This window comes from Shewanella sp. SM68, assembly GCF_025653925.1.
GTDB classification, from domain to species: Bacteria; Pseudomonadota; Gammaproteobacteria; order Enterobacterales; family Shewanellaceae; genus Shewanella; species Shewanella oncorhynchi.
The window spans coordinates 40456-53298 of sequence record NZ_JAKKRU010000016.1 but is presented as its reverse complement, the minus strand read 5'-3'; the positions used below and the strand labels follow the sequence as shown (position 1 = coordinate 53298).

Annotated in this window: 12 protein-coding genes; 5 read left to right on the top strand and 7 right to left on the bottom strand. The window is 43.7% G+C overall.

Going from position 1 to position 12843, the window contains the following annotated elements; all coding sequences use genetic code 11:
- Positions 1-97 precede the first annotated feature (97 nt).
- Together mnmG and mioC are read right to left on the bottom strand one after the other, a co-directional pair.
- Positions 98-1987: a tRNA uridine-5-carboxymethylaminomethyl(34) synthesis enzyme MnmG gene (gene mnmG / locus L5M40_RS20365; RefSeq protein WP_168827624.1), complete on the bottom strand. Its 1890-nt coding sequence runs from the start codon at positions 1985-1987 to the stop codon at positions 98-100.
- Positions 1988-2426: 439 nt separating this feature from the next.
- The gene (gene mioC / locus L5M40_RS20360; RefSeq protein WP_263176976.1) at positions 2427-2867 is read right to left on the bottom strand and encodes an FMN-binding protein MioC; all 441 of its coding nucleotides are present in this window, start codon (positions 2865-2867) and stop codon (positions 2427-2429) included.
- Between the two features lie 257 nt (positions 2868-3124).
- Between mioC and L5M40_RS20355 the strand changes: the two genes are divergently transcribed.
- Positions 3125-4678 carry an oligopeptide:H+ symporter gene (locus tag L5M40_RS20355; RefSeq protein ID WP_131524519.1) on the top strand — a complete coding sequence of 518 codons (1554 nt, stop codon included), beginning with the start codon at positions 3125-3127 and terminating at the stop codon, positions 4676-4678.
- A gap of 90 nt (positions 4679-4768) precedes the next feature.
- Here the strand turns inward: L5M40_RS20355 and mnmE are convergent, their stop codons facing one another.
- The 5 genes from mnmE to rpmH all read right to left on the bottom strand — a co-directional run bounded on the left by mnmE (position 4769) and on the right by rpmH (position 8599).
- Positions 4769-6130, bottom strand: a complete 1362-nt coding sequence (mnmE, locus tag L5M40_RS20350; protein WP_263176975.1) for a tRNA uridine-5-carboxymethylaminomethyl(34) synthesis GTPase MnmE — start codon at positions 6128-6130, stop codon at positions 4769-4771.
- A 106-nt stretch (positions 6131-6236) separates the two neighbouring features.
- On the bottom strand, positions 6237-7865 hold the full coding sequence (gene yidC / locus L5M40_RS20345; protein ID WP_105250801.1) for a membrane protein insertase YidC: 1629 nt from the start codon (positions 7863-7865) through the stop codon (positions 6237-6239).
- Between the two features lie 3 nt (positions 7866-7868).
- Entirely contained in the window at positions 7869-8123 is a 255-nt protein-coding gene (gene yidD / locus L5M40_RS20340; RefSeq protein ID WP_006083829.1) for a membrane protein insertion efficiency factor YidD, read from the bottom strand.
- Complete coding sequence (gene rnpA / locus L5M40_RS20335) at positions 8090-8446, bottom strand: ribonuclease P protein component (protein WP_105250802.1); 357 nt, start codon at positions 8444-8446, stop codon at positions 8090-8092. The genes yidD and rnpA overlap by 34 nt, the downstream gene beginning before the upstream one ends.
- 15 nt (positions 8447-8461) lie before the next feature.
- Positions 8462-8599, bottom strand: coding sequence for a 50S ribosomal protein L34 (gene rpmH / locus L5M40_RS20330; protein WP_006083827.1), 138 nt, complete (start codon positions 8597-8599; stop codon positions 8462-8464).
- Positions 8600-9044: 445 nt separating this feature from the next.
- On the opposite strand from rpmH, the gene dnaA reads away from it, so the two are divergent.
- From dnaA to recF, 4 genes are read left to right on the top strand one after another with little or no spacing between them, the layout of a single operon-like run.
- Positions 9045-10433, top strand: a complete 1389-nt coding sequence (dnaA, locus tag L5M40_RS20325; RefSeq protein WP_113941415.1) for a chromosomal replication initiator protein DnaA — start codon at positions 9045-9047, stop codon at positions 10431-10433.
- A 19-nt stretch (positions 10434-10452) separates the two neighbouring features.
- On the top strand, positions 10453-11553 hold the full coding sequence (gene dnaN, locus L5M40_RS20320) for a DNA polymerase III subunit beta (RefSeq protein WP_105250803.1): 1101 nt from the start codon (positions 10453-10455) through the stop codon (positions 11551-11553).
- Positions 11528-11758, top strand: a complete 231-nt coding sequence (locus tag L5M40_RS20315; protein ID WP_147250508.1) for a hypothetical protein — start codon at positions 11528-11530, stop codon at positions 11756-11758. Before dnaN ends, L5M40_RS20315 begins: the two co-directional genes overlap by 26 nt.
- Complete coding sequence (recF, locus tag L5M40_RS20310) at positions 11755-12837, top strand: DNA replication/repair protein RecF (RefSeq protein WP_219255772.1); 1083 nt, start codon at positions 11755-11757, stop codon at positions 12835-12837. Before L5M40_RS20315 ends, recF begins: the two co-directional genes overlap by 4 nt.
- Positions 12838-12843: the final 6 nt, after the last annotated feature.

Below are 12843 nucleotides of genomic sequence, written 5' to 3'. Positions count from 1 at the left end.
ACGATTATGAACGCGAAGGCTATTATGAAGCCCGAAAACGATGAAGGGAAGCCTGAATGCTTCCCTTCTATGACCTAAGCAGCGATTAAGCTAGCTTTTACGCACTCTTACGTAATAAGCCACGCTTTTTGAGGTGAACCAACAAAATTGAAATAGCCGCAGGCGTAATACCAGAGATCCGTGAGGCTTGGCCTATGGTTTCTGGTTTATGGTTATTTAACTTAGCAATCACCTCGTTCGATAAGCCCGGTACTTCTTTGTAATCGAGCGTCAAAGGTAAACCAGTGTTCTCATTACGCACAGCTTTGTTGATCTCTTCCTGCTGACGTTGAATATATCCAGAATACTTAACTTGGATCTGAACTTGCTCAGCCGCCTGTGGATCTTCAAGCCCTGGACCAAAACCTTCGATCTGCATCAACTTGCTGTAATCCATTTCTGGACGACGCAGTAATTCTTCAAATGATGCTTCGCGAGAGATCGGCGTATTCAAGTGTGGGTTTAACGCATGGATCAAAGGTGAATTTGGATGCACCCATTGAGCGCGCAAACGTTGTAACTCAAGTTCGATCGATTCTAACTTCTCACTAAATGCCGCCCAGCGAGTGTCGTCAACTAAACCTAATTCGCGACCTTTTGCCGTTAAGCGAATATCAGCGTTATCTTCACGAAGTAGCAAACGGTATTCGGCACGGCTAGTAAACATGCGGTACGGTTCTTTGGTACCCAGAGTTGATAAATCGTCAACTAGTACTCCAAGATATGCTTCGTCACGGCGTGGACACCAGGCTTCTTTGCCTTGTACTTGCAGTGAGGCATTCATGCCTGCTAATAAACCTTGAGCACCAGCTTCTTCATAACCTGTAGTGCCGTTTATTTGGCCTGCGAAGAATAAACCGTTGATCGCTTTCGTTTCTAATGAGTTTTTTAGATCTCTTGGATCGAAATAATCGTATTCGATCGCATAACCTGGACGCATGATTTCTGCGTTTTCCATGCCTTTGATCGAACGTACTAAATTCAACTGTACATCAAAAGGTAAGCTAGTAGAGATCCCGTTAGGATAGATCTCATTGGTATTTAAACCTTCTGGTTCGATGAAGATCTGATGCGAAGATTTATCCGCAAAGCGGTGGATCTTGTCTTCAATCGATGGGCAATAACGTGGACCAATACCTTCGATGACGCCTGAATACATAGGGCTTCTGTCTAAACCACCACGAATAATTTCATGGGTTTTTTCATTGGTGTGAGTGATCCAGCAAGAAATCTGTTTTGGATGATGACTGATATCCCCCATAAATGACATGACAGGTAACGGAGAATCGCCCTTCTGTTCAGCCATTTGAGAAAAATCGATCGTGTTTGCATCGATACGTGGCGGTGTACCTGTTTTTAAACGACCGACTCGGATCGGTAATTCACGTAATCGATTTGCTAAAGCAATCGCTGGTGGATCGCCTGCACGACCACCGCTGTAGTTTTCTAAGCCTATATGAATTTTGCCGCTTAAGAATGTACCTGCTGTTAATACAACAGCTGGAGATTCAAAAGCTAAACCCATTTGGGTAACTACACCAACTACTTGATGATTTTCAACAATTAAGTCATCTACGGCTTGTTGGAAAATACGTAAGTTAGGTTGGTTTTGTAATATATTTTGGATTTTTTGACGATACAGTGCACGGTCAGCTTGTGCACGTGTTGCTCGTACTGCTGGGCCTTTACTTGAATTTAAGGTTCTAAATTGGATCCCTGCATAATCGGTTGCGATTGCCATTGCACCACCTAAGGCGTCAATTTCTTTCACTAAATGGCCTTTGCCTATGCCACCGATCGCTGGATTACATGACATTTGTCCTAACGTATCGATATTGTGCGTTAGTAATAATGTTTTTGATCCCATTCTTGCTGCTGCCAACGCGGCTTCAGTTCCGGCATGACCACCACCAACAACAATAACATCAAACCGTTCATGAAAATGCATGCCACTACCTTCAATTGCTAAGAGACTCAGTACGAGCCGATCATTTTAGCATTTGCTTCGTCTTAGGTGAATGATCATTTTACGCTGTTCGATCGAGATGATCCGGACTAATAGATCTTAAGATCTTTATATAGATCTTCTTATTATGTTTACTATTAGGATCGCGCTTTTCTGTGCATAACCCAAATTCATTATATAAATCATTAATTAGCGCGATCTTGATCCTGTGATCTGATCGCGATCTAATGTCATTAAACATGGGGATAGATCGCCTACTTATCCACAAGGCGGATCATTAAGCAGATCGGACTGTGAATAGTACAGAGGTTGATCAGATCTAAATAATAGCTTATCCACATGTTTATACTTTAAATAAGTAAATTGTGGATAAATAGGATCTAAACTGTACATAGATAGGGACCTTATCCAATAAGCGATCTTAAATGTCCTGTTGCCATTGTGCTAACCATGCAAGGGCTGGGTCTTCCGGCACAGGATCAAGCTGTACATCGATCTGGATCTTATCCACAAAGGCTTTTGCATCGCAGTCTTGAATGGCCGAAATTAATTTTTCTGGGCCTTGGCAAAAGGTATCGTAACTTGAGTCACCAATTGCACATAAGGCAAAGTTTACTTGGCTGAGATCCGGTTTTTGGTCGGTAATTTCGTTGAAAAAAGGCTGAATATTATCTGGAAGATCACCAGCTCCATGAGTTGATGACACGATAATCCACAGTGCATGGGTGTCTATTTCGCACAATGTTGGGGTTAAATGAACTTGAACTTGGTGTCCTTGCTCCGTTAATTGGACCATCATTTCGTCGGCAACATACTCTGCACTGCCCAATGTTGTACCAACGATTACTTCAATCTTTGCCATTATGATTTCTCAGTGTGTTGTTGTTGTTGTTTTTAAAACTAATTTCAATTAAATAGATAGCTGAATGGCTATTATTATGTTCATCATAAAGGAAATGTGGATAGGACCACAGAAGCAATATGTGATTTTTGCAGTTTTTGCATCCTTTATATAAGGTTGGTTTCGCTTACATGTTACCTTTAGCTTCTTGATACATAATTAATATATTTAAAAAAGTTAATTTCATTTAAAATCAAATAATTATAATAGGATGATCCATGACAACACCCGTAAATGCGCCCCAGTGGCCACGGCAAATTCCTTACATCATAGCCAGTGAAGCTTGTGAACGTTTTAGCTTTTACGGTATGCGGAATATTCTTACCCCATTCTTGATGACAGCACTTTTGTTGTCTATTCCAGAAGAATTGCGCGGAACTATGGCTAAGGATGTGTTCCATTCCTTTGTCATTGGAGTGTACTTTTTCCCGTTACTCGGTGGTTGGATTGCCGATCGTTTTTTCGGTAAATACAATACTATCTTATGGTTAAGCTTGATTTACTGTGTTGGTCATGCGTTTCTCGCTATTTTTGAACACAGTATTCAAGGGTTTTATACGGGATTATTTTTAATTGCGCTCGGATCGGGCGGGATTAAGCCCTTGGTTTCTTCCTTTATGGGGGATCAATTTGATCAAACCAATAAAACATTGGCGCAGAAAGCGTTTGATCTATTTTATTTTACGATTAACTTTGGCTCCTTCTTCGCCTCGTTATCGATGCCATTACTATTGAAATATTATGGTGCTGCGGTCGCATTTGGGATCCCTGGTGTCTTGATGTTTATTGCAACTGTGTTCTTCTGGTTAGGCCGCAAACGTTATGTGCATATGCCACCCGAACCGAAAAATCCCCATGGTTTTTTACCCGTTATTCGTACCGCATTGCTCACTAAAATCGCTGGTCAAGCCAACATAGGTTTAGTGTTAGCTTTAGTTGGGATAATTTCTGCAGCGTATGCTTTAGTGAATATTCCAACCTTAGGTATCGTTGCTGGTTTGTGTTGTGCGTTAGTGCTTGTGATGGGATTTGTTGGCGCTGGAGCTTCATTGCAACTCGAACGCGCTAGGGGGATCCATCCGGATATCGCCGTTGATGGGGTGCGTTCAGTACTACGGATCTTAATCTTATTTGCGTTAGTGACTCCTTTTTGGTCTTTGTTCGATCAGAAAGCGTCCACATGGATACTGCAAGCCAATGACATGTCTAAACCGGAATGGTTTGAACCTGCCATGATGCAAGCTTTAAACCCATTATTAGTTATGTTATTGATCCCATTTAATAACTTTGTGTTATATCCTGCGATTGAGCGCATGGGGATAAAGTTAACTGCCTTGCGTAAAATGGGGGCTGGGATTGCCATCACGGGCGTGAGTTGGATAGTCGTTGGTAGCATTCAATTGGTGATGGATGGCGGCTCGGTATTATCAATATTTTGGCAGATTGTACCCTATGCTTTGCTCACCTTTGGTGAAGTATTAGTCTCTGCTACTGGGCTAGAGTTTGCTTACAGCCAAGCGCCTAAAGCCATGAAAGGCACTATCATGAGTTTTTGGACCTTATCAGTGACCGTCGGTAACTTATGGGTGTTACTGGCGAACGTCAGTGTGAAAAGTCCGGCTGTGACCGAACAAATTGCCCAGACAGGGATCAGTATTACCGCATTTCAGATGTTTTTCTTCGCAGGTTTTGCCATCTTGGCGGCATTGATGTTTGCGCTTTATGCAAGATCCTATCAAATGCAAGATCATTACCGCCACGTCGAATCATGAGTTAGTCGATGAGTGGAAATATTCAGTTGTAGATAAAAAATCAGCCCATATTGTATGGGCTGATTTATCTGGAAATAATATTAAGGTTAGTTATTTTCCGATACAGAAAGAGCTGAAAATCTTGCCGAGTAAATCGTCAGAAGTGAAGCGGCCAGTGATTTCTGATAGTGCTAATTGGCATATGCGTAACTCTTCTGCTAGCAGTTCTCCTGCTAGATACACTTCTAATTGTTCTTTACCCAATTGCAGATGGCTTGCGGCGAGTTCAAGGGCTTCTAAGTGACGACGCCGGGCGATAAAGCCACCTTCGAGGTTACTCTGGTAGCCCATGAGTGATTTTAAATGCTGCTTTAACTGTTCAACACCTAAGCCCGTTTTAGCCGAGATCCGGTAAACACTATAACCTTGTTCCTCTGTCATCATTAAGTCTTCGCCAGTAAGATCGGCTTTATTGCGGATCACTGTCACACCTAAATTTGAGGGCAGGCGATCGACAAAGTCAGGCCAAATATCATGGGGATTAACGGCGGCAGTGGTGGTGCCATCCACCATAAATAACACCCGATCGGCACTGTTTATTTCATTCCACGCGCGTTCTATACCAATTTGTTCAACGGTATCTGTCGTATCACGTAGACCTGCGGTATCGATAATGTGCAGCGGCATGCCATCTAAGTGGATGTGCTCACGTAATACATCTCGTGTTGTACCAGCAATTTCGGTAACGATAGCCGATTCTTTACCGGCTAAGGCGTTTAATAAGCTGGATTTTCCGGCGTTAGGACGACCCGCGATCACGACTTTCATGCCTTCGCGGATGATAGAACCTTGTTTAGCACTGGCTTGCACTAGGTCAAGTTTGTCGATGATTTTATAGAGTGCATTGGCAATTTTGCCATCACTTAAAAAGTCGACTTCTTCATCGGGGAAATCAATCGCAGCTTCTACATATAAACGTAGGTTAGTGACTTGATCCACCAGCTCATGTACTTCCTTAGAAAATTCACCTTGGAGTGATTGCAGCGCGCTTTTAGCCGCTTGCTCACTGGTGGCATCGATAAGATCGGCAATCGCTTCGGCTTGGGTTAAGTCTAGCTTGTCGTTCATAAAGGCTTGTTCGCTGAACTCACCGGGTTTGGCTATTCGAATACCACCGACTTCCATTACACGTTTGATCAGCATGTCTAGAACGATTTGGCCGCCGTGGCCTTGAAGTTCCAATACATCTTCGCCAGTAAAGGAATTGGGGCCTTTAAAAAACAGCGCTATGCCTTGGTCGATTACTTGGCCTGTTGCACTTTTAAAGTCGCAATAATCGGCATATCTCGTTTTAGGAAGATGACCTAATACGGCCATAGCGACATCACTGGCCTTGTTGCCTGAAATTCGGATGATGCCAACGCCGCCACGTCCGGGCGCGGTGGCTTGAGCCACGATAGTGTCAGTTGTCACGGAAATACCCACCAAACTAATATCTACCAAATCATGTAAAGGAAAAGGCGGCTAATTAAGCCGCCTTTAGTATTATTTTCACTTTATGCTTTGCTAAAGGTAGGGCTTATTTTAAGCCTTTTTTCTCAAGACCTGCATAAATAATCTTCTGCTGCGTGATGGCAACTATGTTACCTACTAACCAGTACAGTACTAGACCTGATGGGAACCACAGGAAGAATACGGTAAAGATTACTGGCATCCATTGCATCATTTTCACTTGCATTGGATCCATTGTCGGCGCAATTGGTTGCATCTTCTGCATTACAAACATAGAGACGCCCATCAGCAGCGGCAGTATGTAGTAAGGATCTTGTACCGATAAATCGTGGATCCACAGCATAAATGGTGCATGACGTAATTCGAAGCTTTCTAGCAATACCCAGTATAAGGCAATGAAGATTGGCATCTGTAAAATAATAGGTAAACAGCCACCCATAGGGTTAACTTTTTCTTTCTTATACAGTTCCATCATGGCTTGACCCATCTTTTGACGGTCATCACCAAAGCGTTCTTTCAAATCTGTCAGCTTAGGTTGCAGGTTACGCATCTTAGCCATTGAGGTGTACTGCGCTTTTGTCAGCGGGAACAGTAAACCACGAACGGTTAATGTGATCAGAATAATTGCCACACCCCAGTTACCGACGAATGATTGATAGAACATCAATAGCCAGTGAATAGGAACCGCTAACCACCATAAGAAACCGTAATCGACCACGAGATTTAAGGTTTCAGAAATCGCTGACAGTGCCGCTTGATCCTTAGGACCAACATAGAACTGTGAGCTAATTTCTTGGCTGGCACCAGGTGCAATATCGTATACCGCGCCGCGGAAACCAATATTAGCTAAACCGCCAGCACTGACACTAGAAAAAATGGTGTTGCTGTCAGTTGCGGGTGGTACCCAAGCTGAAACGAAATAGTGTTGTAACATGGCTGCCCAACCGCCTAAAGTGGCTTGGTTCAGGTTACTTTTGGCCATGTCGTCAAAGTTGTATTTTTCATAGCGCACATCATTCGTTGAGAACGCACCACCACGATAGGTAGGCATCATCATGCTGCTTTCAGATGGCTTGATCGTTTGTTTAATCTGACCGTACATCTGAACTTGCAGCGGTGCTGCTGAAGTGTTGTTGATTTTATAGTCAACATCTATGTTGAACTTACCGCGATGGAATACGAACACTTTAGTGTAAGTTACACCATTGTCAGCGATATAAGTTAACGGTACTTCTAAGGTATCTTGGCCTTCGGCTAAGGTATATTCAGTTGCCGTTGTGCTAAATGCGGCACGGCCTTTTGCGCTGCTATCGATACCATCGCGACCAATTAGGCCGCTTTGAGCGATATAAGTGAAATCATTCGTTTGCTCAAGCAATACGAACGGTTGATCTTTCTCTAGTTCTTTTTTGTGCGAAACTAACGCAGCAAAAACGATGTCACCACCCACTGGATTGATCTGAATGTCTAACTGATCTGTTTTTACCGTAATCAGTTTGCTGTTTGCAGTAACTGCAGCAGCAGGAACACCTGTATCAGCTTCTGGAACATCGGCACTGTGCGAGCTTGCCGCGTTCGCCACTAAGGACGATTCGGTTGCAACGGGTTTAGGAGCTTTGTCTGCTTGCCACTGTTGCCACAGCAAAAAGCTGACAAACAGTAGTCCTATGAGCAATATATTGCGTTGAGATTCCATAGCCTATTTATTACACCTATCATTTTTAGGGGGGACGGGATCACTACCGCCGGGATGTAAAGGGTGACATTTTAATATGCGTTTCAATGCAAACCAACAACCTTTCGCGGTTCCATGCACTTTTATTGCTTCAATAGCGTAGTGAGAGCAGGTGGGATTGAAACGGCATCGAGGGCCCAGTATAGGGCTTATGAATACTTGATAGCCACGAATTAACGTGGTCGCTAGCCATTGTAGCGGCGACTGAGTTTGCGCCATAGCTTTTCTATCAATTTGTTGATTTCAGCGTTTTCCATTTCCATCACGCCATTTCTGACAAGCACAACAATATCAAGATGAGGAATGTCGTGTTGATTTAAGCGAAAACTATCTCTGATCACGCGCTTAATACGGTTACGTTGATTGGCGCGTTTTACATAGCGTTTAGCAACAGTAAGGCCCATACGCGGATGTTGTTCCGTGTTAGGAATAGCGAGCAAGGTAATTTCAGCAGAAGATGCTTTGATGGGATTGGAAAATACAGATTTAAATTGCGCGGGAGTTAACAAACGTAACTCCCGCGAAAAGGTATAGCTAGTCAACTAGTTACCCACTTATTAAGCAGATAAACGAGCGCGACCTTTCGCACGACGACGTGCAAGCACCTTACGGCCGCCTACAGTAGCCATACGAGCGCGGAAGCCGTGAGAACGCTTGCGCTTCAGGTTGCTAGGTTGAAAAGTACGTTTACTCATGATGGCAATCCGTCTTTGTTATTAGTGAACATATCCTTATCTCTAGGATAGAGGTAAGGGCAAAAAAGAGGCCGAATTGTAATCACAATACTTAGTCACGTCAACAACGAAAGTAAGTAAGTGCTTTATTTCTGCCAGCGTATCCTTAGATCAATCCCCAGAATACACCATAAGATGTGGATAACTCTGTGCACGGACACTACATGTAGTAGTGCAGGGGATCTTCGAGCCGATCGAAGGGGCGCCATTATAGATCAATGTGGATCGCTTAATAAAGCAGGATTTGCGGTTAGTGCTGAATAAAAGGATCGTTTTGGATCTTTGATGATCGAGGATATCCACATGGAATGATCTCGCTGGGGATAAATATTTTTTAAGGATAGCGATCCTTGAGATCTCGCTATAGAATACACCTCTTTTTTGATGATCTTTTGGGGATAACTAAGTGGCTGTTTCACTTTGGCAACAATGTATCGGACGACTGCAAGATGAGCTTTCTGCTCAGCAGTTCAGTATGTGGATCAGACCGTTACAAGCCGAAATGGATGGAGATACTCTGGTGCTTTATGCGCCCAACCGCTTCGTGCTTGATTGGGTCAGAGATAAGTACATCAATATCATTAATCAGTTCTTTACTGAGCAAATGGGTAGTGACGCGCCTAAATTGCGTTTCGATATCGGTAGTCGTCCTTCGGCGAAAAAGCCAAGTGTACCGGCACCGATTGCGCCAACTCGAGCACCCAATACCCAAACGAAAGCGACTGTGGGCACGACCTTTAATGTCCAAGCCGAGCCTATGGCGAACGCGAATCACCGCAGTAACATCAATCCTAGCTACCAGTTTGATAACTTCGTAGAAGGTAAGTCGAACCAATTAGGTAAGGCTGCGGCGTTACAAGTGGCTGAAAATCCGGGTGGTGCTTATAACCCACTATTTTTATATGGCGGAACAGGTCTAGGTAAGACTCACTTGTTGCACGCTGTCGGTAACGGGATCATTAAAAATAATCCTAATGCCAAAGTGGTTTACATGCATTCCGAGCGTTTTGTCCAGGACATGGTTAAAGCGCTGCAAAACAACGCGATCGAAGAATTTAAACGTTATTACCGTAGCGTCGATGCCTTGTTTATCGATGATATTCAATTTTTTGCCAATAAAGACAGATCCCAAGAAGAATTCTTCCATACCTTCAATGCGTTGCTTGAAGGAAATCACCAAATTATTTTGACTTCAGATCGTTATCCAAAAGAGATCGACGGTGTTGAAGACAGATTGAAATCGCGTTTCGGTTGGGGTTTAACTGTGGCCATTGAGCCACCAGAGTTAGAAACCCGCGTAGCGATTTTGATGCGTAAAGCTCAAGAGAGCGGCATTAATTTGCCCGATGAAGTGGCTTTCTTTATTGCTAAGCGTTTACGTTCAAACGTGCGCGAGCTAGAAGGGGCATTAAACCGTGTTATCGCCAACGCTAACTTCACGGGTCGGCCAATTACTATTGATTTTGTTCGTGAAGCCTTACGTGACCTCTTGGCACTTCAAGAAAAATTAGTCACTATAGACAATATTCAGAAAACCGTAGCTGAATACTACAAGATCAAGATGGCTGATATGTTGTCTAAGCGTCGTTCACGCAGTGTCGCGCGCCCAAGGCAAGTGGCAATGGCGTTATCCAAAGAATTAACTAACCAAAGCTTGCCGGAAATTGGTGATGCTTTTGGTGGTAGAGATCACACCACAGTGTTGCATGCCTGTCGTAAGATTGCTCAGCTACGGGAAGAGAGCCACGACATTAAAGAAGATTATGCTAATTTGATTAGAACCTTATCTTCTTAAAACAAGGAATTTGGACACGATGAAATTCTCAATTGATAGGGATGCCCTATTAAAGCCGTTGCAATTGGTGTGTGGTGCGGTAGAAAGACGCCATAACTTGCCCATTTTGTCTAACCTCCTTGTAGAAGTAAGTGGTCACTCACTTAAGCTGACTGGTACAGATTTAGAAGTCGAACTCGTGGGCCAAGCTGTGGTTCACGGTGATATCGAAGAAGGTCGTACTACGGTTCCAGCGAAGAAACTGCTCGATATTGTTAAGTCTTTGCCAGAACAAAGCGAACTGAAAGTCGAACAACAAGATAATAAATGGTTGCTGCGCTCAGGCCGTAGCCGTTTTTCCTTAGCGACTTTGCCCGCAGAAGAATACCCTAACGTTGAAGCCTTCCAAGCTGAGATTGAATTTAGCTTGAAGCAGGGCGTGTTGAAGTCAATTATCGACTCGACGCAGTTTTCGATGGCTAACCAAGATGTACGCTATTACCTCAACGGATTATTGTTTGAAACAGAAGGTAATGTTTTGCGTGCGATAGCGACCGACGGTCATCGTTTAGCCTTAAGTCATCGTACGATTGAAGCACAATTACCGGAAAAACAAGTCATTGTGCCCCGTAAAGGCGTAATTGAAATGGCGCGCTTATTGGAGTCTGACGATCTCGATATCACCATTGCTATTGGTGATAATGCTATTCGTGCTACTACGGCTAACACAGTATTTACCAGTAAATTAGTCGATGGTCGCTTCCCTGATTATCGCCGTGTATTGCCAAAGGGCGGTGATAAAATTGTGATTGCGAGTCGTAATCACCTGAAGCAAGCGCTGACGCGGGCTTCTATTTTATCCAATGAAAAATTCCGTGGTGTGCGTATTCAACTCGAAAATGGTCTGCTCAAGATCACCGCTAATAACCCTGAACAGGAAGAAGCGGAAGAAATCATCGATGTGGAATACAACAATCAGGCCCTAGAAATTGGTTTTAACGTCAGTTACTTACTGGACGTGCTCAACAACCTTAAGTCCGATGATGTGCGTATCACACTCATTGATGGTAACTCCAGCGCCCTAATCGAAAACCATTTGGAAGAAGATTCCATGTATGTGGTTATGCCGATGCGCTTATAAACCATCGATTTTTACGTTACCCGTGTCTGTACCTCTGTCTTTGATGTCTATGCCGCTTAACGGCGGCACAGTGTTTAATGCACAGCATTGGCCATTCCTTCACTCATTTACCGATAGTCTTAGCCTGTGGCAGCGATTGAGTTGCTCGTTAAGTGCTATGAATCCTTGCCTACGCCGTTTACGCGGCTTAATGAGTAATGCATGAGCCTGACCCGTCTCAATATCGAAGCGTTTCGCAACATTCAGTCCGCACAGTTAATCCCAGCATCTGGGATTAACGTGATTTATGGTCAAAATGGCAGCGGAAAAACCAGTATTTTAGAAGCCATTTATTTCCTCGGTATGGGGCGCTCGTTTCGCAGTCATTTATCCCAACGAGTGATTAATCACGATGACGATAAATTAACGCTATTTGCGACTTTAAATTTAGCGCGCGGTGACAGTAAAATTGGTTTACGCCGATTTCGCAATGGTGAGACGGAAGTGAAAATCGACGGCGAAAAAGTCAAACGTCTGTCGACCTTAGCCGAAGCTTTACCTATTCAAGTGATCACACCTGAAAGCTTTTCTTTACTGTTTGAAGGCCCAAAATCCCGTCGACAATTTATCGATTGGGGCGCATTTCATGCTGACCCACAGTTTTATGGCGCTTGGACGAATGTTCGTCGCGTTCTTAAGCAAAGAAATCAATTGCTTAGAAACGGTTCGGCTTACAGTCATATTCAATTTTGGGATCAAGAGTTTGTGCGCTATGCCGAGCAGGTCACCGAAATACGAAACCATTATGTAGACTCGTTAAATGAGCTACTTAAGGGTATAATCGGGGAGTTTTTACCGAGTGTAGATGTGAAGGTTTCATTTACGCGCGGCTGGGATAGTAAAACGGATTTTGCAGAACTACTCGAAAACCAATATTCCAGAGATTTGGCCACAGGTCATACCGTCAGCGGTCCCCATAAAGCTGACCTTAGACTTCGTGTAGGCACTTTGCCGGCGCAGGATGCCCTGTCCCGTGGTCAATTGAAATTATTAGTCTGTGCACTGCGTATTGCACAGGGAAAGTTGCTCAAACAACAAATAGATAAAAACAGTATTTATCTTGTGGACGATCTTCCGTCCGAGTTGGATGCACAGCATAGGCAGCTATTGCTTAAGCAGTTAACGGATACCGGAGCACAAGTTTTTGTGACCGCCATTGATCCTGCTGCAATAGTCGATTCGTTACACACGCCTCCCAGTAGGATGTTTCATGTGGAACAGGGACGTGTAACGGTAATTGAATAACCATTG

Excerpts from the sequence above, each read along its gene's own strand:
- mnmG (WP_168827624.1), bottom strand. The coding sequence starts at position 1,987 with ATGCATTTTCATGAACGGTTTGATGTTATTGTTGTTGGTGGTGGTCAT.
- mioC (WP_263176976.1), bottom strand. The coding sequence starts at position 2,867 with ATGGCAAAGATTGAAGTAATCGTTGGTACAACATTGGGCAGTGCAGAG.
- L5M40_RS20355 (WP_131524519.1), top strand. The coding sequence starts at position 3,125 with ATGACAACACCCGTAAATGCGCCCCAGTGGCCACGGCAAATTCCTTAC.
- yidC (WP_105250801.1), bottom strand. The coding sequence starts at position 7,865 with ATGGAATCTCAACGCAATATATTGCTCATAGGACTACTGTTTGTCAGC.
- yidD (WP_006083829.1), bottom strand. The coding sequence starts at position 8,123 with ATGGCGCAAACTCAGTCGCCGCTACAATGGCTAGCGACCACGTTAATT.
- rpmH (WP_006083827.1), bottom strand. The coding sequence starts at position 8,599 with ATGAGTAAACGTACTTTTCAACCTAGCAACCTGAAGCGCAAGCGTTCT.
- dnaN (WP_105250803.1), top strand. The coding sequence starts at position 10,453 with ATGAAATTCTCAATTGATAGGGATGCCCTATTAAAGCCGTTGCAATTG.
- L5M40_RS20315 (WP_147250508.1), top strand. The coding sequence starts at position 11,528 with ATGTGGTTATGCCGATGCGCTTATAAACCATCGATTTTTACGTTACCC.
- recF (WP_219255772.1), top strand. The coding sequence starts at position 11,755 with ATGAGCCTGACCCGTCTCAATATCGAAGCGTTTCGCAACATTCAGTCC.